Source organism: Clostridium thermobutyricum DSM 4928, from assembly GCF_002050515.1.
Lineage (GTDB): Bacteria > Bacillota > Clostridia > Clostridiales > Clostridiaceae > Clostridium > Clostridium thermobutyricum.
The window spans coordinates 1-25853 of the sequence record NZ_LTAY01000019.1 but is presented as its reverse complement, the minus strand read 5'-3'; the positions used below and the strand labels follow the sequence as shown (position 1 = coordinate 25853).

Annotated in this window: 29 protein-coding genes; 10 read left to right on the top strand and 19 right to left on the bottom strand. The window is 26.6% G+C overall.

Annotated features, from left to right (window positions below; translation table 11 throughout):
* Nucleotides 1–47 precede the first annotated feature (47 nt).
* From CLTHE_RS01690 to CLTHE_RS01665, 6 genes are all read right to left on the bottom strand, one after another.
* Complete coding sequence (locus tag CLTHE_RS01690) at nucleotides 48–824, bottom strand: serine hydrolase (RefSeq protein WP_002597165.1); 777 nt, start codon at nucleotides 822–824, stop codon at nucleotides 48–50.
* Nucleotides 825–955: 131 nt separating this feature from the next.
* Nucleotides 956–2056: a 6-phosphofructokinase gene (locus tag CLTHE_RS01685; RefSeq protein ID WP_002597164.1), complete on the bottom strand. Its 1101-nt coding sequence runs from the start codon at nucleotides 2054–2056 to the stop codon at nucleotides 956–958.
* Nucleotides 2057–2425: 369 nt separating this feature from the next.
* Entirely contained in the window at nucleotides 2426–3286 is an 861-nt protein-coding gene (locus tag CLTHE_RS01680; protein ID WP_080021706.1) for an undecaprenyl-diphosphate phosphatase, read from the bottom strand.
* A 107-nt stretch (nucleotides 3287–3393) separates the two neighbouring features.
* Nucleotides 3394–4530: a hypothetical protein gene (locus CLTHE_RS01675; RefSeq protein ID WP_080021705.1), complete on the bottom strand. Its 1137-nt coding sequence runs from the start codon at nucleotides 4528–4530 to the stop codon at nucleotides 3394–3396.
* A gap of 63 nt (nucleotides 4531–4593) precedes the next feature.
* Nucleotides 4594–5568, bottom strand: a complete 975-nt coding sequence (locus CLTHE_RS01670; protein ID WP_002597161.1) for a type I phosphomannose isomerase catalytic subunit — start codon at nucleotides 5566–5568, stop codon at nucleotides 4594–4596.
* A 90-nt stretch (nucleotides 5569–5658) separates the two neighbouring features.
* Nucleotides 5659–7365, bottom strand: coding sequence for a tetratricopeptide repeat protein (locus tag CLTHE_RS01665; RefSeq protein ID WP_080021704.1), 1707 nt, complete (start codon nucleotides 7363–7365; stop codon nucleotides 5659–5661).
* A gap of 187 nt (nucleotides 7366–7552) precedes the next feature.
* On the opposite strand from CLTHE_RS01665, the gene CLTHE_RS01660 reads away from it, so the two are divergent.
* A complete protein-coding gene (locus tag CLTHE_RS01660) occupies nucleotides 7553–8911 on the top strand; it encodes a Mur ligase family protein (protein ID WP_040413606.1) in 1359 nt (452 codons plus the stop codon).
* 12 nt (nucleotides 8912–8923) lie between these two features.
* Nucleotides 8924–9652: a type 1 glutamine amidotransferase gene (locus CLTHE_RS01655; RefSeq protein WP_080021703.1), complete on the top strand. Its 729-nt coding sequence runs from the start codon at nucleotides 8924–8926 to the stop codon at nucleotides 9650–9652.
* A gap of 9 nt (nucleotides 9653–9661) precedes the next feature.
* Here the strand turns inward: CLTHE_RS01655 and CLTHE_RS01650 are convergent, their stop codons facing one another.
* Entirely contained in the window at nucleotides 9662–10396 is a 735-nt protein-coding gene (locus CLTHE_RS01650; protein WP_158082641.1) for a polysaccharide deacetylase family protein, read from the bottom strand.
* A 189-nt stretch (nucleotides 10397–10585) separates the two neighbouring features.
* Between CLTHE_RS01650 and CLTHE_RS01645 the strand changes: the two genes are divergently transcribed.
* Entirely contained in the window at nucleotides 10586–11929 is a 1344-nt protein-coding gene (locus CLTHE_RS01645; RefSeq protein ID WP_242945605.1) for a D-alanyl-D-alanine carboxypeptidase family protein, read from the top strand.
* A gap of 20 nt (nucleotides 11930–11949) precedes the next feature.
* On the opposite strand, the gene CLTHE_RS01640 is transcribed toward CLTHE_RS01645, so the two are convergent.
* The 3 genes from CLTHE_RS01640 to ppaX are packed head-to-tail and all read right to left on the bottom strand — an operon-like array spanning nucleotide 11950 to nucleotide 13698.
* Nucleotides 11950–12705, bottom strand: coding sequence for a flavin reductase family protein (locus CLTHE_RS01640; RefSeq protein ID WP_080021701.1), 756 nt, complete (start codon nucleotides 12703–12705; stop codon nucleotides 11950–11952).
* Nucleotides 12698–13048, bottom strand: coding sequence for an arsenate reductase family protein (locus CLTHE_RS01635; protein WP_080021700.1), 351 nt, complete (start codon nucleotides 13046–13048; stop codon nucleotides 12698–12700). The genes CLTHE_RS01640 and CLTHE_RS01635 overlap by 8 nt, the downstream gene beginning before the upstream one ends.
* The gene (ppaX, locus tag CLTHE_RS01630) at nucleotides 13048–13698 is read right to left on the bottom strand and encodes a pyrophosphatase PpaX (protein WP_080021699.1); all 651 of its coding nucleotides are present in this window, start codon (nucleotides 13696–13698) and stop codon (nucleotides 13048–13050) included. The genes CLTHE_RS01635 and ppaX overlap by 1 nt, the downstream gene beginning before the upstream one ends.
* Before the next feature lie 163 nt (nucleotides 13699–13861).
* On the opposite strand from ppaX, the gene CLTHE_RS01625 reads away from it, so the two are divergent.
* The 6 genes from CLTHE_RS01625 (at nucleotide 13862) to CLTHE_RS01600 (ending at nucleotide 18825) form a co-directional block, all read left to right on the top strand.
* The gene (locus tag CLTHE_RS01625) at nucleotides 13862–14833 is read left to right on the top strand and encodes an acyltransferase family protein (RefSeq protein WP_158082640.1); all 972 of its coding nucleotides are present in this window, start codon (nucleotides 13862–13864) and stop codon (nucleotides 14831–14833) included.
* A gap of 110 nt (nucleotides 14834–14943) precedes the next feature.
* Nucleotides 14944–15954: an ABC transporter substrate-binding protein gene (locus CLTHE_RS01620; protein WP_080021697.1), complete on the top strand. Its 1011-nt coding sequence runs from the start codon at nucleotides 14944–14946 to the stop codon at nucleotides 15952–15954.
* Nucleotides 15955–15968: 14 nt separating this feature from the next.
* A complete protein-coding gene (locus CLTHE_RS01615) occupies nucleotides 15969–16724 on the top strand; it encodes an ABC transporter ATP-binding protein (protein WP_080021696.1) in 756 nt (251 codons plus the stop codon).
* 3 nt (nucleotides 16725–16727) lie between these two features.
* Entirely contained in the window at nucleotides 16728–17516 is a 789-nt protein-coding gene (locus tag CLTHE_RS01610; RefSeq protein WP_080021695.1) for an ABC transporter permease, read from the top strand.
* Between the two features lie 181 nt (nucleotides 17517–17697).
* Nucleotides 17698–18078: a CidA/LrgA family protein gene (locus CLTHE_RS01605; protein ID WP_080021694.1), complete on the top strand. Its 381-nt coding sequence runs from the start codon at nucleotides 17698–17700 to the stop codon at nucleotides 18076–18078.
* 24 nt (nucleotides 18079–18102) lie between these two features.
* Nucleotides 18103–18825: an LrgB family protein gene (locus CLTHE_RS01600; protein WP_080021693.1), complete on the top strand. Its 723-nt coding sequence runs from the start codon at nucleotides 18103–18105 to the stop codon at nucleotides 18823–18825.
* 69 nt (nucleotides 18826–18894) lie between these two features.
* On the opposite strand, the gene CLTHE_RS01595 is transcribed toward CLTHE_RS01600, so the two are convergent.
* Both CLTHE_RS01595 and CLTHE_RS01590 read right to left on the bottom strand, forming a co-directional pair.
* Entirely contained in the window at nucleotides 18895–19356 is a 462-nt protein-coding gene (locus tag CLTHE_RS01595) for a peroxiredoxin (protein WP_080021692.1), read from the bottom strand.
* 101 nt (nucleotides 19357–19457) lie between these two features.
* Nucleotides 19458–20060, bottom strand: coding sequence for a TetR/AcrR family transcriptional regulator (locus tag CLTHE_RS01590; RefSeq protein ID WP_080021691.1), 603 nt, complete (start codon nucleotides 20058–20060; stop codon nucleotides 19458–19460).
* A 107-nt stretch (nucleotides 20061–20167) separates the two neighbouring features.
* On the opposite strand from CLTHE_RS01590, the gene CLTHE_RS01585 reads away from it, so the two are divergent.
* Entirely contained in the window at nucleotides 20168–20452 is a 285-nt protein-coding gene (locus tag CLTHE_RS01585; RefSeq protein WP_080021690.1) for a YciI family protein, read from the top strand.
* A 96-nt stretch (nucleotides 20453–20548) separates the two neighbouring features.
* Here the strand turns inward: CLTHE_RS01585 and CLTHE_RS01580 are convergent, their stop codons facing one another.
* The 7 genes from CLTHE_RS01580 to CLTHE_RS01550 all read right to left on the bottom strand — a co-directional run.
* Nucleotides 20549–21760 (bottom strand): ammonium transporter, encoded by a 1212-nt coding sequence (locus CLTHE_RS01580; protein WP_080021689.1) that lies wholly within the window; start codon nucleotides 21758–21760, stop codon nucleotides 20549–20551.
* 156 nt (nucleotides 21761–21916) lie between these two features.
* The gene (locus tag CLTHE_RS01575) at nucleotides 21917–22438 is read right to left on the bottom strand and encodes an AmiS/UreI family transporter (RefSeq protein WP_080021688.1); all 522 of its coding nucleotides are present in this window, start codon (nucleotides 22436–22438) and stop codon (nucleotides 21917–21919) included.
* Nucleotides 22439–22520: 82 nt separating this feature from the next.
* Nucleotides 22521–23378 (bottom strand): urease accessory protein UreD, encoded by an 858-nt coding sequence (locus CLTHE_RS01570; protein WP_080021687.1) that lies wholly within the window; start codon nucleotides 23376–23378, stop codon nucleotides 22521–22523.
* A gap of 4 nt (nucleotides 23379–23382) precedes the next feature.
* Nucleotides 23383–23991: an urease accessory protein UreG gene (gene ureG, locus CLTHE_RS01565; protein WP_002597140.1), complete on the bottom strand. Its 609-nt coding sequence runs from the start codon at nucleotides 23989–23991 to the stop codon at nucleotides 23383–23385.
* 20 nt (nucleotides 23992–24011) lie between these two features.
* Entirely contained in the window at nucleotides 24012–24719 is a 708-nt protein-coding gene (locus CLTHE_RS01560) for an urease accessory protein UreF (RefSeq protein ID WP_002597139.1), read from the bottom strand.
* Nucleotides 24694–25143 (bottom strand): urease accessory protein UreE, encoded by a 450-nt coding sequence (locus CLTHE_RS01555; protein WP_080021686.1) that lies wholly within the window; start codon nucleotides 25141–25143, stop codon nucleotides 24694–24696. The genes CLTHE_RS01560 and CLTHE_RS01555 overlap by 26 nt, the downstream gene beginning before the upstream one ends.
* A gap of 18 nt (nucleotides 25144–25161) precedes the next feature.
* The coding region (locus tag CLTHE_RS01550; RefSeq protein ID WP_143324012.1) for an urease subunit alpha at nucleotides 25162–25853 on the bottom strand (692 nt) is incomplete at its 5' end.

The following is a 25853-nucleotide window of genomic DNA, read 5'->3' as shown; positions in this document are numbered from 1 at the left end:
ATAGATACAGATGTTTTTATCTGTATCTATTTTAAATTAAATATATTTTAATTCCAATTATTCATTATACTATCCCAAGCCATCTTTCCACATTTAGCTAAGGTAACTGTCCCATATACGCTGTTTGGAATATCTTGGGATAATACTGTAAATACAAAATTTCCTTTAGATAATTGTATTAAAGCTGTATCATTCTCGACTCCTTTTTTATCTCCAGTCTTGCTAGAAATTTCATATTTTAGATCATCTGGAATATATAAAGCAAGTTTATTTTTTATTTGTTGTCTTCTTAATATATCTATAAGCATAGTGCTATTTTTCTCATTTAAAAATGTTCCATTATAAAGATGTTTCCAAATTATTCCTAAATCTTTGGATGACGTAAAATTTTCAATTTCTACTTTACTACGCTCATCAGCAGTCTTTCTATTTAAGACAGTATTTTTTAATCCCATTTCTTTTATGTCTTTATTTATTTTATCGATACCTACTATATCTATTATTTTATTAGCTGCTGTATTATCACTCTGTATAAGCATTGCAACTAACAATTCAAATATAGTATAATCTCTTGAATTAAATTCATGGATAATTCCAGTACCATAAACTTTATCATCTACATCTATATTTACTTTATCTAAAAAAGTTACATTGCCATCTTCAACATCTTTTATAAGTGAAACTGCAATAGGTAATTTCATACAACCTGCACTTACCATTTGAACGTTTTCATTGTATCCATATGTGAAGCCACTAGATAAATCTTCAAAATAGAATGAATACATACCAATTCTTGATTCTAAATATTTTTTTATCTCCTTCATAATACCCTCCAGCTCTAAAAATTATCTGTCCTATATTTATTATAACATATTTTCAGAAATTTTGAACTATTTTAAAAATTTGTTATATAAAGGCAAGAGTTTTAATCTTGCCTTTTTTATATATTATGATATTAATCTCCAAAAGAAATTCCTATTGCTTTTGCAGTTTTTACAAGTTCACAATCTTTTTCTACATTTTTGGTTTTTTGACCAATTACATTTTCTAAACTATCATAAGATAATTTATCCCCTTTTAAGCAAACCATATTTCCAAATAGTCCTTTTTCAATTAATTCTACTGCTCCAACTCCATATCTTGTTGAAAGTATTCTATCATAAGTTGAAGTATTTCCACCTCTTTGTACATGTCCTAAAACTGTACATCTAACTTCATTTTCTTTTATTATTTTCTCTAAATCTTCTGCAAGTTTATTTCCTATTCCACCTAATCTTATTGGATCTGGGCTATCTTCTACAATTTTAGATACCACCACTTCTCCATCCTTAGGTTTTGCTCCTTCTGCTACAGTAATTATAGTGAATGGTTTTCCCTCTTCTTTTCTTTCATTTATTTTATCTACAATTTTATTAATATCATATGGTATTTCCGGAAGTAATATTACGTCAGATGAACCAGCTATACCTGATTCTAATGCTATCCACCCTGCTCCTCTTCCCATAACTTCACATATCATTATTCTATGATGAGATTCTGCAGTTGTATGTAGCCTATCTAAAGCTTCAGTTGCAACATCTATTGCAGTATTAAATCCAAATGTAACATCAGTTGATGCTAAATCGTTATCAATAGTTTTAGGAACTCCTATAACTTTTATTCCTTTTCTTGAAAAATCTCTAGCTGATGTAAGTGTTCCATCTCCACCTATTACTACTAATACATCTACACCTTCTTTTTTAAGATTTTCAACTGCGACATCTGAAACATCTTTTTTAACTTTAACTCCATTTTCTTCAACTTGATAATCAAATAAATTATCTTTATTTGAACTATAAAGTATAGTTCCACCTCTATGAAGTATTCCTGATACATTTTCTAAATTAAGGTTCACAAAATCATTATTATAAAGACCTCTATAACCAAATTTATATCCGATTACTTCTAATCCATGATTTAAGATAGCAGATCTAGTAACTGCCCTTATTACCGCATTAAGTCCAGGACAATCTCCACCTCCAGTTAATAGTGCAATTTTTTTTACACCGTTATTCATTCTACAATTCCCCCTTATACCCAACTGTTTTTTAAATATTCTGACAATTGTTTTTAAAAATTTTAACTATTCACCACATATAAAATTTGGTAATTTTAGAAAAATTTTAATTTTCTTCTCTTTTTATAATACCATATTTATCCTTTTTATAAAAGTTATTTTTTACTTTCCTCTTTATATTTAAATATTATTTTTCTAAATACTTTTACAACTATTTTCCAATACTTTTCTTAATAATAATTATAACTTTTTTCTTGAAAATTATATGTTTTATGTTTTATAAATATTCATTTTAAATATAAATTGATTTAATTCTTAATTTTTTATAAAAAAATAAATCTAGTTAGATAAACTAACTAGATTTATAAATTAAAGTGCTGGTAAAGTTATAATCTTAGCAAATACAAGAGCTGCAAGTAATATACCAACTATTATTCTGTAAATAGCAAATACTTGCATTGGTTTCTTCTTTAAATAAGAAACAAACTTATCCATAACTACTAAAGCAACAATAAATGCTACTACAAATCCTACTGCTAAAGCAATCCACATAGAAGTATTCATTATTGAAAAATCAAATTTAAATAAATCTAATCCTGTTGAACCAACCATAGCTGGAATTGCTAAGAAAAATGAAAATTCTGCTGCAATTGGAGTTGATAATTTTGCAATCCATCCCCCCATAATAGTTGATGCACTTCTTGACATTCCTGGCCACATTGCAAAACATTGAGCTATTCCTACTATAAGTGCTTGCTTTGGAGTGATTTCATCTATATCTCTTGCTTCTGGTTTCTTTTTTCTATAAATATTTTCAATTACTAAAAGTAATACACCACCAACTATAAATCCAACTATAACAGATTGTGGATTAAAAAGTCCTTTTATTGCATCATGAAGTAGAAAACCAACAAATGCTGCTGGTATTGAACCAACTATTACATTTATTCCAAATCTAAAACCTGTTTTTCCTTCTCTACCTTTTGTAAAGATATATTTGAAGAATTCTACTATACTGCTACTAATTTTTTTCCAGTATAAAACAACAACTGCAAGTATTGCTCCTAATTGTATTACTACTGTAAACATATCAGCAAATTCTCCTCTAAAATCTATAAGGCTTCCTGCTAATATCATATGTCCAGTAGATGATACAGGAACAAACTCAGTCATTCCCTCTACTATCCCAATTACAATAGCTTTAAGTATTAATATAAAATCTATCCCCACCTATTTTCCCCCTACTTAATTTTTTATCTGACTATTAAATTATAATTCTTGAACAAAATCTTGTCTATATTAAATAAAAATTCAAATTATTTTTATTAATTTAATATTTATTTTTCTCTATTTATTTCTATTGTTGAATTTATCTCTTTTCCATTTTCTGAAATTTGAATTTTATTTAATCCTTTTTTTAAAATTATTTCTGTATATGAATCATTTATATCTTTAAATTCACCATCATCTAGCTTTAATTTATATTTTTTAATCACTTTTCCATTCTTAAATGCGCCAAGAATAAATTTATTTTTTTCTATATCTAATTCTTCTTTTGTAAGATTTTTTTCATCTTCATCAAAATCTTTTTTCATAAGAATTATATAAGTATTCTTGTCATCTTTTTTATATTCATTCCATGGTGATTTCTCATATAAAAATCCGTTTTCAGTAAATATTGTAGGTGGTAAATATTCTCCTTTAGCAAGTAAATCTATGTCTTTATTACTTTTAATATATGTTATAAAACAATTACTCTCTTTTCTTTCTACTGTATTATCTATTGCAATAGTATAAGAAGAAAGATATTCTTTTATATCTCTTTTATAATCTTTACTTTTATAATTACCATAAAAATGATAATCCTTTCCCTTTTCCTCTAAAAGCTCTATAGCTCCTAAAGGCTTATCACCTTTTTTCAAATATCCTCTTTTCTCAAAATCAATAAGTATCCATTTATTAAACTCAGGACTCCAATATTCGACTATATAATATTCTGGATTTTTTTCAAATTGAGGTTTTTCTTTTTTAAATATTCCTATCCTACTTTCATATCCTAATGCTAAAATCAAATCTCTTTGAATTATTGCTGAATCTCTTTTAGATATTTTTCTTTTATTTGCAGACTTACTACTTAAAATATCATATCCATTTAAATATTTTGTTTCCTCAATATCATCACAATCACCAATATTTTTTAATATATCTGTTGTTTTTAATATTTTATCTAATTCATTATCTTCCTTATTACTAATTTCTTTTACAGAATAAGTTTCTTCTAATTTAGTTATTTTCTCATTAATTTTTGTTTTATCTCTTATATGCTCATAAAATATTTTTATGCTTTCTTCATTATATAAATTATCAAATTTAGTAACCTTAATTCCCTTCTTATCTTCAAAACTATTAAAATATATAACTCCTAATGCTAAAATAACTACTACTAAGCATATCTTCCTTATTTTTTTTCTCATATTTTCTCATCCCCCAATAAAGTTTTTATAAAAATAGGGCTATTATTAAATAGCCCTATTTTTTTACTTTATAACTTCATTTAAAATTTTATTTTTTTCTTCTTCTATATCTGGTACATAACTTTTTAGTAAAGTAAATTTTCCTTTTAATTTATACTCTCCTAAATAAGCGGGTATCAAGAAACTATCACCTTTTTTAATATTTAAAACTTCTCCATTTCCTTCTACCACTCCAGCACCATCTACACATGTAAATAAAAAGAATCTATTTCTATCACTTTCCTCAATTACTTCTTTATCTATTTCATATTTTTGAATTGTGAAAAATTCTCCTAAACAAAGAATAGTTTTATCATATCCTTCTTTATGAATAGTAATACCTTTAATATTTTCACTTTTTAAATTAAAGTCTATAACATCTAATGCTTTTTCTACATGGATTTCTCTTCCTCTATTATAATCATATACTCTATAAGTAGTATCACTATTTTGTTGGATTTCAGCTATTACTACACCTTCACATATAGCATGAACTAATCCACTTTTCACATAAAACATATCGCCTTTTTTTACATTTATCTTATTTAGATATGGACTTAAATTTCCATCTTTTAAGGCTTGTTCAAAAATTTTCTTATCACAATCTTTAGTTCCAACAATTAATGTTGCATCTTCTTTCGCATCTACAACATACCATGCTTCAGTTTTTCCTAAATCATTATCTTTCACTGCGTATTCATTATCTGGATGAACTTGTACTGATAACTTATCATTTGAATTTATAAGTTTTATTAATAAAGGAAATTTTCCTGTATTTAATTTATCACCTAAAACTTCTTTTCCATATTTATAAATAAGCTCATCAAATTTCATTCCTTTAAGTCTTCCATTTTCTATAACACCAGTACCGTTTCTATGACATGCAATATCCCAACTTTCTCCTATAAGTCCATCTGGAACATTATCTCTAAAATTTTCAAAATCTCTTCCCCCCCAGATTTTATCATAGTATAAGTTTTCAAATCTTATTGGATACATTACTATACACTCCTCTTCTTTAACTGTTAACAATCTCTACCATTAGCTATATTATTTTTTCAAATATTTTTTGTTATTTTTAAACTAAAATTATATTAATAGTTCTAAATTTTCAATTTCAAAATTATCACTATCTGAATTTTGTACTTCTTCATATGTTTTATTTATAAGAGATTGATTTTTAAGTATTGTTTCTTTTAATTTTAATTCAACATTATCATTTATCATATCTTTTGCTGAATCAATATTTTCTTTTGCTCTAAATATATTTTTTTCATATCTAGTATAATAAACAGCAGCATTATTTAATGCTTTTATATTATCATTATTTAATTCATATGCTTTTCTAATATTTTTTATAGCTTCCTCACTATTTTCAGTTTCTAAATAAATTACTCCTAAAAAATTGTATAAATCACTATTTTCCTTATCTATATTTATTGCATCTTCTATTGTATTTTTTGCTACAGAAACATCTTCAAGCTTCCCTTCTAATATAGATTGATTTATATGATTACTAGCATTATAAGGTTCTAATTTACTAGCAATTTTGTAGTAATTATAACTAATTAAAAGTTCTCCTTTTTCTTTATAATAATTAGCTATTTCTTTTATTAATTGAACACTATACGGACTTTTTTCTAGCCCTTCTCTTAAATAAGTTCCTATAGAATCTGCTATATTATCACTATTTTTAAGAGCCTCGGAAAATAAAATACCATATGCTTTTCCAAAATTTTCATTAAATTCTATTGTCTTATTTCCATAATGAATTCCATCTTCTATATTTCCATTTTTTATATTAATTCTTGAAAGAACATATGCACCACCATAAGTTTCATTGTACTCTTCTTCTATCTCTTTTAGCAAGATACTACTTCTATCTTCATCAGAATCTTTTTCACTTACTTGCAACTCTAATACTTTCTTTAAAAGAGATTCATCTTCTATTTTATTTATTCTAATTATTGAATCATCATGTAGCTTTTCATCATATAAATTTATTTGTGCTAAAAATATATTATTTATGCTATCCTTTTCATTTTCTTCTAAAAAAGCTCTTAAATTTTTATTTTCACTATATTCCTTTAATATAGCTAAAATATTTACATTAGTATTATCTTCTTTATACGCTATTTTTAATAATTCAATAGCCTTTTTATAATCTCCTGAAATTAAATATAATTCTCCAAGTTCACTTAATTCATAACTATCTTTTTTATTTATATCTATTGAATTTAAAATTTCTATAGATTTTTCATTCTCTCCATTAGCTAAATAAGCTGTTGCAAGAGTTTTTTTCAAATTTTCATTATCACTATATTCATCTAAAAGTAATTCTCCAAATTCTATTCCTCTTGAAACTTCACCATTCATAATATATGTAAAGCTTATGTCATTAAGCAGTTTAGCTACTTCATCTTTGTTTTTTAATTTTCTATTTTCATCTAATGAAATTCTACTTTGAATATACGCCTTTTCAGCTAAAGAATTAGACTCTAATATATCTCCTTTCACTGCTTGAATTTTACTTTGTTTCATAAGTGAAATTGGCCAATCTTCTTTTTCTTCTTTCTTCTTTAATTCTTCTATTGCTTCATCATAGTTTCCTTCATAATAATTTCTTTCTTCTTCATTTAATACTAAATTTGTATCCTTTACATCCTCTGTAGAATAAACTTTACATATATAAGCAGTTAAAAATGCAAATATACATACTCCTGATATTGTAAATACACTTTCTAAATATGGTTTTTTCTTAATAAGATTTTTATAACCCTCTATAAAATTACTCATAACTCCCCCTATTTTCTCCTTATATTATTCATATTATCAAAATTTTGTTAATAATTCTACACTTAATAAGTTTTTAATGTTTATTTTAATTGAAATCTATATACATAAGAGTTAATATATATTTAGATTTTAAAAAAATAATCATATTTTTTTATTATTAATGGTAATACTTATTAAAGTAAGGACGGTGAATATTATTAATATAAAATCTATTATAAGCATACTTGCAGGTAAATTAGTTCTTTTCCTATCAAAGAACTTTTTAAAAGGTGGAAGTACTTTTCCTGGAAGAGTTGCTTTAAAACTTGATAAAAAAATATTAAAAACTGTAGCTAAGGATTATAAAGTTGTACTTATTACAGGAACTAACGGAAAAACTACTACAACTAGTATGATTTATAACATATTAAAAGAAAGTGGTTGTAGAGTTATTACTAATAATACTGGTGCTAATATGTATGCCGGAATAGTTGCTTGTTTTGTTGACAATTTTAAATTTGGTAAATCAAATAAAAGAGCTTTTGCAATAATTGAGGTTGATGAAGCTAATGTTAAGTTCATAACTGAACATATAAAGCCAGAACTTCTTACTATCACTAATCTATTCCGTGATCAATTAGATAGATATGGTGAAGTTTATACAACTCTTTCAAAAATAATGGAAGGTATAGTAAAAACTCCAAAAACAAAACTTATTTTAAATGGTGATGAATCTCTTTTAGGAAATTTAGATATTCCTAACGAAACTTCATTCTATGGATTTTCTGTTCCTGTAAAAGAGGGAGTTAAACTTGATGTAAATGCAGATGCTAAGTTCTGTAAGTTTTGTAAAGCTCCTTATGAATATAACTACATAACTTATAACCATCTTGGAGATTTTTATTGTCCTAGTTGCGGATATAAACGTAGTCCACTTAAATATTCAGTAAAAGAAATATTAAACTTAGAAACTGATAGTTCAGAGGTTATGATTAATGAAGATATTGTTAAAATAAGCCAAGCTGGTGTTTATAATATTTATAATGGGCTTTGTGCATATTCTATGGCTAAAGAATTAGGTATGCCAACTGAAGCTATCTTAAAATCTTTAAGTAAACAAGATTCTAGTTTTGGTAGACAAGAAGTTATAAATATTGAAGATAAACAAGCTAAAATTATACTTGTTAAGAATCCTGCTGGATATAATCAAGCACTTGATACTCTTTGCTTAAATAAAAAAGATTTCTCATGTCTTTTCATGCTAAATGATAACTATGCAGATGGTAGAGATGTTTCTTGGATTTGGGATGTTGACTTTGAAAAACTTAATACTCTACCTATAAATGATGTATTTATTTCTGGAATGAGAATGTATGATATGGCAGTAAGACTTAAAATTGCTGGTTTAAATGAAGAAAACTTTAAAATTGAAGCTGATTATGAAAAACTTACTGAAATGATTAAAGCTTCTAAAGATAATAACTTCTATATTCTTGCAACTTATACTGCTATGATAAATTATAGAAAGTATCTTCACTCAAAGGGATACATTCAAAAACTTTGGTAAGGAGAAGATTATATGGAAATTAATATTTGTCATCTTTATCCTGATCTTTTAAATGTTTATGGAGATGTAGGAAATATACTTATTCTTAAACAAAGAGCTGAAAGACGTGGAATAAAAGTAAATATAATAAACACTTCTATCAATGATGAATTTAATGCTGATAATTTTGATATTGTGTTCTTTGGAGGAGGTCAAGACTATGAACAATCTATAGTTTCTGATGACTTAAAATCCTCAAAAAAAGAAGAGCTTAAAAGATATGTTGAAAATGGAAAAGTACTGCTTGCTATCTGTGGAGGATATCAATTACTTGGAAACTATTATAGAGCTCCTAATGGTGAAAAGCTAGAAGGTCTTGGAATATTAAATATTTACACAGAAGGTGGAGACACTAGATTTATTGGAAATACAGTTATATATAACGAAGAATTTGATCAAACTTATGTAGGTTTTGAAAATCATTCTGGTAGAACATATATAAATGATTTAAAACCATTAGGTAAATGTGTTGAAGGTTATGGTAATAATGGTTCTGATGGATATGAAGGATGTATTTATAAAAATACTTTCTGTACTTATTTTCATGGATCATTACTTTCAAAAAATCCTGAATTGGCAGATAAAATTCTTTCATTAGCTTTAGAAAAGAAATATGGTGAAGTAAAATTAGAAAAACTTGATGATACTTTAGAATTAAAAGCTAAAGAATATATAATAAATAGATTTAAAGAAAAAAAGTAGATTAAAAATCTACTTTTTTTCTTTATAAACTCTATTTACTACTTTTGTATGTATTAAATAATCTATTTCATCTTCAGTTATTTGGTCTAAAGTTTTGAATTCATAACCTTTACTCTTATATATATTTATTAAATCTTGAAGAGACATAACTGTTGAATGTTTAGCATCCGTATCATGCATAAGTACTACTTCTACTTTGTATTTTCCACAATTTTTTTTAAAATTACTTTTTAATTTGTTTGTTGATACACTAACAGCTTCTGCATCTCCTGAATCAACATTCCAATCAATATAATTTATTCCTTTATAATCAAGTTCTTTTAAAATGGAATTTTTAATATTAAAATTTGAAACTTCATTTGTTGCTCCACCTGGTAATCTTACAAATTTAAAATCATAATCATTACCTAATACATTTTTCAAATTATTTTTGCAACAATTTAAATCATAAAAATAAGCATCTTTATTTTTATAAATTTGAGAATAAGTATGAACATTACAATGAGGATAAATTCCCATACCACTCTTTTGTAAATTCTTTAAATTCTCTTTATATTTAATTGCATTTTGTCCTACAACAAAGAAGCTTCCTTTTACTCCATTTTTATTTAATATATTCAATACACTTGCTGTATTATTTTTTGATGGTCCATCATCAAATGTTAAATAAACTGTCTTTTTTATTTCACCTCCAAATGCAGTTATATTATTAAATAATGTTAAAATTAATGGCAAAATTGCCAAAACGAATAAAAACTTATATAATTTTTTCAAAATACCACCCTCTCTGTCTTTAGTTTGCCTAAAATGATAAATTTTATTAATAAATTGTAATAATTATATTATTTTTTCGTTATTGTTATTGTACTTTTTAAATGTTATACTCATTTTATATATGTCCCAAATAAAATTAAATGAGATGGAGAGATTGCTTTGACGAAAACAAATTTTTTTTCAAAAAAGAATTTGCTTATTAAAACGATAGCTTTAATTTTTATGCTATCATTTTTCTTACCTTTTTCTAATATTGCTAATGCTGATACTCCTACAAAAATATCAACTGAAGCTACAACCAATGATGTAGGTCCAAATTTATCAGCTAAATATGCAATAAGCATGGACTTAAAAACAGGGGAAGTTATTTATTCAAAAAATGCTGATGCAAAAGCTTATCCTGCAAGCTTAACTAAGCTTATGACTGCATTACTTTTTGCAGAACATGCTAATAAAACAGATGAAATTACTTTTACTAAAGAAGCTTCAATTCAACCACCTTACTCATTACATTCAAATTGGCCTGGAGTTAGTATTCCTGTTGGTCAAAAAATGTCTGGTGAGGATGTTATGAAAGCATTACTTATGTTTTCTGCAAACGATGCAGCATATATGATAGCTGATTATGTTGGGGGAAATTCTAAAAACTTTGCTAATATGATGAATGAAGAAGCTAAGAAATTAGGTATGAAAGATACACATTTCGTAACTGCTAATGGTCTTCAAGATACTGACCATTATACTACAGCATACGATTTAGCAATTCTTTTAAAAGCGGCATTTGCCAATCCATGGGTAAAGGAAACTATGGAAACAAAAAATTCTAGCATAATGATTAATGGCAAAAGAGTTGATTTAGTTAACAGAAATGAACTTCTTGGAAAAGATGGGAATATTGCTGGAAAAACTGGTACAACTAATGATGCTGGAAACTGTTTAGCTAGTGTTTACAATAGAGATGGTAGAGAAATTTTAGGGATAATATTATTCTCTAATGATATGCATACCCCAGATAATAGATACAAAGATATGGAAGCTATGATGAACTATAGTTATTCTGCAAAGCCTGAAGTATTTATTAAGTCCGGACAATCTATTAAAGATGTAACTTTAAAGTATAAACTTTTTGGATTCTTTGGTCCTACTAAAGAAATAACTGCACCAGTTACTGTAGACCAAGATGTTATGATGTATAATAATACATTTAACAAAAACCATACTGACATAACTTTCAATAGCAACGGGGACAGTGCTTGGAAGGCATCTTCAAAAGATAGTTTAGATTTAACTCTTGTTTCTGGTCAATATAAAACAACAGTTAAAGGGTCAATTGGTATATCTAAATTTGATTTAATTAAAGCTAACATATTTGTTTACTTAGGAGTACTTGTAGGTATAGCTTTAATAGTTTTAATAATTTTATTTATTATTAGAACAATAAATAAGAGACGTTCAAGAAGAAGCCGTTATTCTTCTTATTCAAATTATAGAAGAAGATATTAAAATAAGCAGCAAAATGCTGCTTATTTTATTTTTCTTTTTTTCTTTGAATTCTTTTTTGAAATGCTAGAATTTTTACTTTTATTTTTTAAGTTATTAATCTTTTTCTTACTATTTTTTTCATCTTTATATTTTTTCTTTAAATCTTTTTTATTATCTTTTTCTTTTAATTCACCTTTAGATTTCTTTTCTTGATTTTTAATTTTTAGAGTTTTTTTCTTCATAACAGAATATCCAAACTTCCCAATTGAATTTTGAGGCATTTTATAATATTCTCCATGACAATATGTAATTAAATCACCTTTTTCAAAGTGTATTTTACCTTTTTCATCCATAAGGCTTTCATCTATATGAGAACTTAATACATCAGCAATTATCATATCATGAGTACCTAAAGGAACTATACTCTTCACTTTACATTCAATTGATATAGGGCATTCATTTATATAACTTCCTTCGATATCATCACAAGGTATCATAGTAAATCCCATTTCTTTTATCTTATCATTTGTTCTTCCACTTCTAACTCCACAATAATCAACTTTCTTAACCATATCTGAACTTGGTATATTAACAACAAAACTCATAGTTTCTTTTATATATTCATAAGATAATCTACTAGGTCTTACTGATATTGATAACATTGGAGGCTTTGTACATACTGTTCCAGTCCAAGCAACTGTAAAAACATTTTCCTTTCCCTCTTTATTTTTAGTTGAAATAATAACAACTGGTACTGGGTTTAAAACTACACTTCCCTTAAATTTTCTTTTACTCATTACTTGACTCCCATTCTTTAAACTTATCTACATTATATCCTAAAACAGAATCTTTCCCATTTCTAACTATAGGAGATTTTATAAGTTTTGGATTTTTAAGAAGTATTTCTTCTTTCATTTCAACTGCTCTTATTTTATCTAAATTAGATTTTTTATAGTCCTTTGCATTTGTATTAATTAAATCATTTATATTTATACATCTTTTAATATTATTTAATTCACCTTTTGATATTCCTTTTTCATCTAAATCAATTAATGAATATTTTATTCTTCTCTCTTTAAAATATCTTTCAACCTTTTTTGTATCAAAGCATTTTTTTCTTCCAAATATCTGAATGTTCATTAAAACTCTTCCTTTTCAATAATTTTTATTAAATCTGTTGGATTATCAATAAAATAATCTGGATTTACTTTTTTAAGTTCATTTATATCTATCATTGTATAATTTACTCCACAAGTTTTAACTCCAGCATTTTTACCACTTAATAAATCATAAGGACTATCACCTACCATTATTGCATCTTCTCTTTTTACTCCTAATTTTTCTAAAGCATAAATAACAGGTTCTCCATCTGGTTTATGCTTTTTAGTGTGCTCTGGACTTACGAAAATATCTATATACTTCATAAGATTAGATATTTCTAAACCTCTCTTTGCTACATCCTCTTTCTTAGAAGTTACTATACCTATTTTTATTCCATTATCTTTTAAAAAATTTAAAAGTATTTCTGTTCCTATAAAAGGTCTACAAAGATCATCATGAATTTCTAAATTATATTTACGATACTCTTTAATAAGACTTTCTATTTCTTCTTTATTTTCTGTTATTTTAGAAAAAGATTCCTCTAAAGGTCTCCCATAATTCTCTCCTATTTTATTTTTATCAAAATTTAAATTTAGTTTTTCATTAAAAATATAATTAAAACTTCTATATACTAATTCATTTGTATCTAAAAGTGTCCCATCTAAATCAAATAAAACAGCTTTTATCATTTTATCACCTCGTAATATTTTTCTTTTATATATAATATCATATTTTATAGGAAACTTCTTTCGATATATTTTCCAATATTAGGTTTGTACATTAATTATTTTTATTATATAATTTAACAATAAATTAAGTTTTTATGAACTTTTTTAACAAGGAGGGTTTATATTGGAAATTTCTATTAACAAAAGAGACTATTTCTTTGACACTTTAAAAGGTTTTCTTATTATAGCTGTCATAGTAGGTAACACTTTAGAATTAGCCTCTCCTACTAATGTAAATGTACATTATTTTATATTATTTTTATATATGTTTCATATGCCTGTATTTACTTTTGTTTCAGGATATTTTTCAAAAAGAAGTAAGCGAACAACAGTTCAAAAAGTTAAACACATATTTACTATATATGTACTAGCTCAAATCCTTTATGTAGCATATTACAATTATATACTTCACGGAGAATTAGATTTTACTTTACTTGCAACACAATGGACATTCTGGTATTTATTATCTTTAACTGCATGGTATATAATTTCTGATTATATAAAAAATGAAAAATTGTGGCTTATAGGTTCAATAATATTTTCACTTATAATAGGTTTTGATACTAGTGTAGGAAGTAATGGAAGCTTTTCTAGAACATTTTTCTTTCTTCCATTTTTTATAGCTGGTATGATGTTCAAGCGTGAATATATAGAAACTATAAAAAAATATAGAAATTATTTATTAATTGGATCTATTACCATATTGATTATACTTTATTTTTTACAAAACTATATTCCTGTAGATTTACTATTTGAATATACAAATTATGAGCATTTTATTGATTTAGGACTTTTTCCTTTATTCTGTAGAGCATTCCACTACATTGGTGCCTTTTTAATAGGTGGATTTTTAATTTCAATAATACCACAAAAAAGAACTTCACTTTCCTCACTAGGTAAAATGTCTCTTTATATGTATTTATTTCATGGAACTGTAGCTAATACTATGTTACCATATCTTAATTTTAATACTTTATTTAGCTGTATGTTATCCTGTGTAACTGTAGTATTAATTTGCATTATAATATCTATTGGAATGCAACATTTAAGTAAAACTATAAAAGAAAAAAATAAAGAATTATCTGAATCTAAATAATAAATTAGATATGCATAAATTAATGCATATCTAATTTTTTTATTTTAACATTTTGTCATTTGATGTCATATCATAAATTAAAATTAATTATTATAATAAGGATATGTAATATGAAAAAGAAAATAAAAATTTTATCTACTCTATTAGTTTTAATAATATCTATAGTTTTTATAGGTGGTTGTTCTAATGATAAAACTTCTTCTAAAGAAACAGTTAGATTAAATGAAGTTGTTCGTTCTGTTTTTTATTCACCTATGTATATAGCTATAAATGAGGGATTCTTTGAAGAAGAAGGATTAGATATATATCTTTCTACTGGACAAGGTGCTGATAAAGTAATGCAAAATGTCCTTTCTAAAAATGCTGATATTGGTTTTTGCGGACCTGAACAAATAATTTATATTTATAATCAAGGTCGTGAAGATTTACCTGTTCTATTTGCACAACTTACTCAAAAAGATGGATCATTTCTAGTTGGAAGAAATGATAAAGATTTTAAATGGTCTGATATAAAAGGAAAAGAAATAATTGGTGGAAGACCTGGTGGTGTTCCTGAAATGGCTCTTGAATATGTTATGAGAAAAAATAATATTAATCCTAAATCAGATGTTAAGTTACTTACAAATCTAGATTTTACTGCTACTGCAAGTGCTTTTAAATCTGGTACTGGAGATTATGTTGCACTTTTTGAACCAACTGCTTCTATGCTTGAAAAAGAAGGAAATGCTAAAATAGTGGCTTCAATTGGTGAATCTGCAGGAAATATGACTTATACTTGCTTTTTTGCCTCTAAATCTTATATGGAAAATAACCCAGAAACAATTCAAAAATTTACTAATGCTATAGCTAAAGGACAAGAATGGTTCCATTCTCATTCATCTAAAGAAATAGCTGAATCTATAATCTCATTTTTCCCTGGTACTGATATGGATATAATGATAAATGTTATAGATAACTATAAGAAAATTGATGCTTTAGCTAAAGATCCTAAAGTAAGTGAAGAAGGATTAAATAATCTTATAGATGTAATAAAATCTTATGATAGTAGCCTAATTAAAAAGACACCTGCTTTCTCTGATATCGTTGATAATACTTTTGCTGAAAATGTAAAAACTAATTAATAACGGAGTTTTACATGAGTTTATTAAAAATAGATAATATAAAAATGCGATATCATTCAGAAAAAGGCGAAATAGAGGCAATCAAAAATATTAGTTTTACTGTAGATGAAGGAGATTATATATGTATATTAGGTCCTTCTGGATGTGGAAAGTCTACATTATTAAATATAATGAGTGGACTTTTAGTTCCATCTGAAGGCTCTATACTATTTAATGATAGTCCTTTAAAAAATAATTTAGATAAGATTGGCTATATGTTTCAAAAGGATCATTTATTTCCTTGGACATCAGTATTTAACAATATCACTTTAGGTTTAAAAATTAAAGGAGTATTAAATGATGAAAATATATCTTATGTAGAGAGCTTAATAAAAAAATATGATTTAGAAAAATTTAAAGATCATAAACCATCTGAAATTTCTGGAGGTATGAGGCAAAGAGTAGCTTTAATTAGAACTCTAGCTTTAAAACCTAGCATTCTTTTCTTAGATGAACCTTTTTCAGCTCTTGATTATCAAACTAGGCTAAATGTTTGTAATGACATTCACGAAATAATAAAATCTGAAGGAAAAACAGCCGTTATGGTTACTCATGATATAAGTGAAGCCATTTCAACTTCTGACAAGATTATATTACTAAGTAAAAGACCTGCTTTTATTAAAGAAATTATAGATATTTCTTTTGAGAAATCACTTACACCTTTCCAAAGAAGAAGCTCATCTGAATTTAAGAATTACTTCAATCATATTTGGACTGAAATGGAGGATTAAATTATGAGCAATGAGCATACACTTTATTTACAAAATATTAAAAAAAGAAAAAGAAAAATAACATTTTTTAGATGCTTAATTTTAGTTCTAATTATTTTATTTTGGGAACTCTTTGCCAGACTAAATATCATAGATCCTTTCCTTACCTCTTCACCTACTAGAATGGTCAATTCATTCTTAGAATTTCTTAGAGATGGAACATTATTAACTCATATAGGAATAACTTTATATGAGACTATTTTAGGCTTTCTATTAGGTACTTTAATAGGAACTTTAGTAGCTATATTACTTTGGTGGTTTCCTAAAGTATCAAAAGTATTAGACCCATATCTAGTTGTTTTAAATGCATTGCCTAAAGTTGCACTAGCTCCTATTATTTTATTTTGGATTGGTAATGGAACTTCAGCAATAATTGCTATGGCATTATTAATATCCATAGTAACTACAATTTTAAGCATATTAACAGGATTTAATGAAATAGACCCTGAAAAACTTCTTTTAATGAAGACATTTCAAGCTTCTAAACTTCAAATAATAAGATATTTAATATTACCAGCTTCTGTTCCTGTACTAATATCAACATTAAAAATAAATCTTGGATTATCTTGGGTTGGTGTTATAATGGGAGAATTTTTAGTAGCTAGAGAAGGACTAGGTTTCTTAATAGTTTATGGTGGTCAAATATCACAATTAGACATGGTAATGATGAGCATTGTCATTTTGTCAATTATCGCTTTTCTTATGTATAAAGGAATTAGCATTTTAGAAGCATATTTTGTGAACAAAAAGTAAATTATTTTTCTTAACTCTTTTTCTCTATAACCCTCTAGATATGAGGGTTTTCAGAGTTTCTATAAAAAGATTACATCGTTTTCATGATGTAATCTTTTATTATTGTCATTTTTAGTTTATTTACTTAGTTAACTTTAAGTGATACAGTATTAATGAAATTATAGTAAAGGAGGAACAGCAAGTGAAACTATTTAGAGAAGCATTAATAATTTTAATATTATATATTATTGGTGAAGTAATTACTGCTGTAACCCATGTACCTATCCCTGGGAATATAATTGCAATGATTTTATTATTTATAGCCCTTTGCTTAAAGATAATAAAACTTGAGCAAATAAATACAATAAGTAATTTCTTCCTAGACCATTTAGCTTTTTTCTTTTTACCAGCAGGAGTTGCCGTAATGAACTCTTTCGGTTTAATAAAAGCTAATATTGTTCAGATACTAATAGTTTGTTTAGTAACTACTGCTATAACAATGACAATCACTGGATTAGTAGTTCAAGCTATTGCAAATAAAATGGACAAGAAAAAACAAAACAATTTAAAAGAAATTAAATAGGCATACTAAAAAGGAGTGTAAAAAATGTCAACTATCTCAAATGTCATTATAAATAATGCTTTATTTGGTATTGTTATATCACTTATAGCATATGAGATCGGTGTTTTATTATATAGAAAAACAAATTTACCAATATTTAATCCTTTGCTAATTGCCATAATTTTAGTAATAGGATTTTTATTAGTATTCCATATAAGTTTTAAAACTTATAATGATGGAGCAAGATTTATAAATCTATTTTTAGCACCATCGACTGTGGTATTAGCAGTTCCTTTATATAAGCAAATTGATAGATTAAAGGAAAATGCTATTCCAATATTTGTTGGAATTATTTGTGGAAGCGGCGGAGGAATAATATCAATATTATTACTTTCACACTTTGTAGGATTAGATAAAAAAATGATTGCCTCATTAATGGCTAAATCAGTAACTACTCCTATAGCAATATCAGTAACTGCAGAGCTTCACGGTTTAGTTCCTGTAACTGTTCTTGCTGTTATTACAACTGGTATTATAGGTGCTATAATTCAACCTTTTATCACAAAAATATTTAGAATTAAAAACAAAATTGCTGTTGGACTTTGTCTTGGTACTTCATCACATGCTGTTGGTACAACAAAAGCATTAGAAATTGGTGAAACTGAAGGTGCTATGAGTTCTCTTGCAATTGGTGTTAATGGTATAATAACTGTTATATTAGCTCCAATTATTTTCTCAATTGGAATGGCGATATTTGCAGTTATATAAAGTTTAAGTTACATAAAAAGACCTATGAAAGGCTAATTAGAAACTATCCTTTCATAAGTCTTTTTTTTATTATTTATTTAATAATTCTTCTACGTGTCCTTTTACTTTTACTTTTCTATAAATATCTACTATCTTTCCTTCTTCATCAATTATAAAAGTGCTTCTTTCTATTCCAAAAACTTTTTTTCCGAACATATTTTTTTCTTTCATAACTCCATAAAGATTACATACTTCTTCACTTTCATCAGATATTAAAAGAAAAGGTAATTCATATTTCTCTATAAATTTATTATGTGATTTCAATGAGTCTCTACTTACTCCTATTATCACTGTATTCTTATCTATAAATTGCTCATTATATTTTTTAAAATCTTGAGCCTCTAAAGAACATCCTGGAGTATTATCCTTTGGATAAAAATAAAGTATAACTCTTTTCCCTCTATAATCACTTAATTTGTGATCTTTTTCATCTGAACCCATAGCTTTAAACTCAGGTGCCATATTTCCAATTTCTAATATTTTGTTTTCCATAACTTTCTCTCCTAATCTCTCTTAATAATAATTATTATATAATATTAAATGAAGATTTGCAAATATTATATAAATTTTTCCATATTATTTGAAATTATAATTTATATTAAAATGCTTTCAATAATTGTATCTATATATTTTTTACCTAATAAAGAAATATTAAATTTATTATTAGAAAAACACCAAGACGCCATAAACCCTCTAATTCCGCTCTCAATAAATAAAAATGCTTCATCAATACTTAAGTCCTCTTTAAGCATATCTTGCTCTTTAGCCTCTAAAATACACTCTTTTAATATAGATGAAAACTCTCTTTTTTCAAAATGTTTGCTTTCACCTTTTGTGCATTCATTTAAATTCATAACATAAGATAAACATGTTAATTCATATCCTATATATTCGGCAAATTCTAATTCTAAATTTAAAAATATTTTTATTTTATCTTTAATAGATAAAGTTTTTTTATTTAATTTTGAAAATCTATCATTAATATAATCATTCATATTACTATAATAACTTTCTCTTACAATATCTTCTTTAGATTTATAATGAACATAAAACCCACCTTTAGAAACTCCAGATTCTTTACAAATTTCACTTACAGTTACATCGTTATATCCTTTTTCTTTAATTAATCTAACGGCATTTTTAAAAATCTTTTCTTTAGTTAATTCACCTTGTCTTTTTCTAGATATAGATTCCATCTTAATTCTCCCTTTAATAAGCTTGCTTGACATTTATTTATAAAAAGTATATTATAGTGACCGTGGTCACTATATAATGATAATATATTTTTAGGAGGTTTACAAGTATGTTTATTATAAACTTAACTTATAAAGTAAATTTGGATATAATTGATGAAAATTTAGAAGAGCATATAAAATATTTAGATAAAAATTTTAAAGAAAATAATTTTTTATGCTCTGGAAGAAAAACACCTAGAAATGGTGGAATTATACTTTGTAATAAAGAAAATAAAGAAGATGTTATGGAAATAATAAAAGAAGATGTGTTCTTTAGGAAAGATTTAGCTGAATTTGAAATAATTCAATTTACTCCATCAAAGTGTTCAGATAAATTTAAAACTATATTATAAATAATACATTCCTAAATAATAAGAATATATATTTAATTAATTTATTTATTAAATATAAAAACCCTCAATGAATATATATTCATTGAGGGTTTCTTATTAATCATCTATACTATACTCTTCACCAAGTAAAGTTTTGTCTAATCCTATTCTTTGTTGTTCTTCAGTTGTTCTTATGTCTAATACTTTGTCCATTATTTTTATAACTATGAAACTTACAACAAAAGCATAAACTGAAACAAGTACTACACCAAATAATTGGATAAGGAATTGATGTACGCTTGCATGTACTCCATTAACTAAGCTATTTGCTAATACACCAACAGCAAGAGTTCCTAGAACTCCTCCCATACCATGAGTTCCCCATACATCTAATGCGTCATCCCATTGCATTTTCTTTGCAAATTTTACACAAGCAAAACAGAATATAGCTGCTACTGCTCCAATAATAACTGCTGAATCAGGAGTTACATATCCTGAAGCAGGAGTTATTGTAGCTAATCCTGCTACTGCTCCAACAAATAATTCTAATAAAGAGAATTTTTTAGTTTCTATATAAACTATTATTGTCCAAACAATCATAGAAGTTATTGCTGCAACACCAGTATTTGTGAATGCTATAGAAGCCAATCCATTAGCTGCTAAAACTCCACCTGAGTTAAATCCAAACCAACCAAATAATAATAAAGCTGTACCAATTGCTACTAGTCCTAAATTAAAAGGTGCTTTTCCTGAAACAACTTTTCTTTTTCCAAGAATAAAAATTGCAGCAAGTCCTGAGAATCCTGCTGTAGCATGGATTACTGTTCCTCCAGCAAAATCTACGAATCCCATTTTAGCTAAGAATCCGCCACCCCATACCCAGTGTGCAACTGGGAAGTAAACTAATATCATCCATACTATAAGGAAGATTACCCATCCTCCAATTTTCATTCTATTTGCCATAGCTCCAGTCATTAATGGTAGAGTTATTATAGCAAACATTAATTGATACATAAAGAATAATAAAAATGGTATAGTTGAACCATATTGTGCATTTACATTAAAAGTTATATTTTTAAATCCAAAATATTGAAGTGGATTACCTATAATTCCGTGTATATCTTTACCAAATACTAAACTAAATCCTCCAAATATCCATAAAAGTCCTACAACTCCTATAGCTAAGAAGATTTGTAACATTATTGTAAGCGAATTTTTCTTTTCTACTAATCCTCCATAGAAAAATGCTAATCCAGGAGTCATTAGAAATACTAATATAGTAGAAATAATCATAAATGTTTCATTACTATGTATAATTTCGTTAAACAAAAAAATCATCCCTTTCTTCTATATTCTATAATTTTTAAGTTTATTTTTTTATATGTTTATAGTTAATTAGCATTACATCTTTACCAAGCCTTAATAACCATATATAAAAAATTAAATTGCCATATCAATTGATATGGTAATTTAATTTTTAAAATTTTATTTCCAAACGCTTATTAAGATTAAGAATCCTGGAACCCAAGCAGTAAATATACCTTCAATGATACTTAACCAAGGTGTAAATTTACCAAGCTTTTTACCCCAAAGTGTTTCTATTGGTGCTGTAACCCATAGGACTCCCCATGCCCACCAAATAATAGCCATAAGAATGTTCCAAATTCCGCCTTCTCTCCATTGAATTACTCCAGCTGGAATAGTAGTAATTGCAACAAATAATGAATACCATGCAAATGTTCTATTATCAAGGTCAAAGATTGAATTAATTCCTACAAATAAATATGTAAATCCAAATAATAATCCTGTTCCATCTGCATAGAATGCTGACATATTAGTTCCACCTTGAGCTTGTGCAATAAGTAATGAACCAAAGTTCATAACTATTGATAATGCTCCTGTGAATATATTCATTACTGCTGTTGATTTTGGTGGTATTTTTGTTAAAGTACCTATACCATTTATCATTAAAACGAATCCTACGTATAAAAGGACTGCTCCTAACATAATAATTCCTCCTTAAATATTAAATTTTAAAATCCAAATATAATTTCTAAATTAAAGGTTATTATAATAACCTTTAATTTAACTAATATTTTCTTATAACTAGTGGAATTGAATTAAATAATTCTTTTCTCACATAGTCATGACAAATACTAATAACTTTTTCTATATCCTGAGTCATATTTCCAATAACTCTAAGAATAAATCCATTAACTTCTAATGAAGAAACTCCAAAGTTAACATCAAGATCAACATTTTCTAATTCTTTTCTCATTTCTTCTATAAATTTCTTATCAATCTTTTTGTCTACTACTAATAGAGTTCCAAAATTTAAATATCCTTCTAAATATCCAATATGACTTATATCATATTTAGCTGGCTCCATAACTAGATTATCTAATAAAACAAGTTCTCCATTGTAATATAAATTAGTCTGTAACTTTGCTCTATCATATTTAAAATCTTGTCCATCTGGAGACCATCCAGAAGTTATACCATCTGTATAAATGAATGTTGAAGTTTCATCCATATATATATTATTTTCTTGCTTATATTTTGCATCTTTATAAAGAATAACAGGATCAGTTACAAATTCTAATATACTATTTTTATCTAGTTTTATATTAGTTTTTTGATATGTTTCAAGCTTATTTTCACATTTATAGATTTTAGCTGATGCTTGAGTTGTAACTATAGCTCTAGCATTTTCTTTAACTTCTATATTGTTTAAGAATTTCTCACCTTCAACATATCCTCCACCTATTTGAATTAAGAAATAAGTTGATATTTCTTCTCTATCTAAATGAAGTGTTGGTGAAACTCTCATTACTCCATCATAAGCTCTTGTAGTTGTTATTGTCTTATTTCCGCTCTTAGCTAAAACTAAATCAATATAAGCATCATAATTTTCCTTATTTTCATGTTTTGTATCTATTGACTTCATAAGACTACATTCCTTCTAAAAGGCAGTTTCTTTTTATCCAATCAATAACTGAATTTAATCCGTCATCAGTTTTTAAGTTTGTAAACATGAAAGTATTTTCTTTTCTGAAGTGTAATGTATCTTGTTTCATTACTTCTAAATCTGCTCCAACATATGGTGCTAAATCTATTTTATTTATTATGAATAAGTCACTTTTTATCATTCCTTGACCAGCTTTTCTAGGAATTTTTTCTCCTTGAGCTACGTCTATTATGTAAAATGAAAAATCTACTAAGTCTGGGCTGAAAGTAGCTGCTAAGTTATCTCCACCGCTTTCTAAGAATATTATTTCTAAATCTTTGAATTTATTTTTTAATTCTTCAATTGCAGCAAAGTTCATTGAAGCATCTTCTCTAATAGCAGTATGAGGACATCCTCCTGTTTCAACTCCTATTACTCTATCTTCTGGTAATACAGAATTTTTTACCATAAATTTAGCATCTTCTTTTGTATAAATGTCATTAGTTATTACTGCACATTCATACTCTTTACTCATTTGTCTAGTTAGTCTCTCAATTAAAAGTGTTTTTCCACTTCCAACTGGTCCTCCTACACCTATAACAACTGGTTTCATAAAATCACTACCTTTCTTTTTTATGACATAAATAATCTAAATATTAATGTTTCATGTTGTATTTGAGCTAATTCAATACCTGGAACGTTAGCCCCAAACATGTCTTCATCTAATTCATTAATAATTTTTGTAAGATTATCAAAGCTTTCTGAGCATTCTTTTAAAAGTATTTGCCCATCCTTTTGTCCTAAAGGTATTGTTCTAACTGCATTTTGTATTAAAGTTGAGGCAGTGCTATACATATAGTACTGTATAGCATCCTCACACTTTATTTCTAGCTCATACATAAGCATTCCAAATACTAATGCTGGATGACCAAAAGCTTTTCCTTTATTGATTTTCTCAGAATATTTTTTTAATAAATTAGAATCATATAGATCTAAAAATAAACTTAACATTCTCTTAGCAACAAGCTTGTTTCCATTTCTTGTTTCATATGCCATACATTGAACTGTTATTTTTCTATCTAATTCTAATATTTTTTTAGTATCTTTCTTTTTTAAGTATTCATATAAAAACTTAATTGAAAGACCATCACTATACATAAACTGATTCTTAAAAAATGCTGTTATCCAGTATCTAAAAGTTTCAGTATTTTTAATTCTATTGTCTCTAAGATAAGTTTCCATTCCATAAGAATGATTGAATGATCCTATTGGGAAGTTAGAATCACAAAGTTGCATTATCTGCAACACTTTTAAATTAGTGTTTGTGTGCGAAGTCAACATGCTTAAATGCCTCTTTTAATTCTTTATTTTCTCTTGAGAAATCTATTCCTCTTAATCTAAGATCTTCTTCAACAACATAGTCATATTGGATTATCATTTCTCCATCCATAAATTGAGCAGGTAAATGTTTGTTTCCAATATAGTGAGCTATTTTTCCCATTTGATTCATATCTTTTGGTTTTATTACTAAAACATCTTCTGAATTAAATTTTACAACAACTACATTGTATCCATCATTCATTAGAATATCTCCATCTCTAAGTTTTTCACCTTGTGAAAGTGAAATTCCATAATCATTTCCGTGATCTGAAGTAACTCTAATTATTCTTTTTAGCATTTCTTCATTATTTAGATATACCTTTTCCACGTGGCATCCATCTACATTAGTATTTTCTACATTTCCTAATACTCTTTCAAAAATCATTGCTTTTCTTCTCCTCTCTTAGAATAAGAAGTATCTTTGAGCTAAAGGTAATTTATCTGCTGGTTCACAAGTGATTAATTCACCATCAACTTTTACGTCATATGTTTGTGGATCAACTTCTAACTTAGGCATTTCTCCATTAAGTTTCATATCTTCTTTAGTTAAGTTTCTTATTCCTTTAACAGGTAATACTTCTTTTTGTAATCCTAATTTTTCTTTGATTCCATGTTCATAAGCATATTGAGAAACGAATGTTATACAAGTGTTTGACATTGCTTTTCCATAAGCTCCAAACATTGATCTTGGAAGTTCTGGTTGACAAGTTGGAATTGAAGCATTTGCTTCTCCCATGATTGAGTTATTAATCATTCCACCTTTGATAACCATTTTAGGTTTAACTCCAAAGAATGCTGGTTCATAAAGAACTAAGTCTGCAACTTTACCAACCTCAACAGATCCTACATACTCACTTATTCCTTGAGCTATAGCAGGGTTTATTGTATATTTAGCAACATATCTCTTAACTCTGTTGTTATCAGAATTTTCTTTGTCACCTTCCATAACCCCTCTTTGAACTTTCATCTTACTAGCTGTTTGCCAAGTTCTAGTTACAACTTCACCAATTCTTCCCATAGCCATTGTATCTGAACTCATCATACTGAATATTCCCATATCATGAAGAATATCTTCAGCAGCTATAGTTTGTTTTC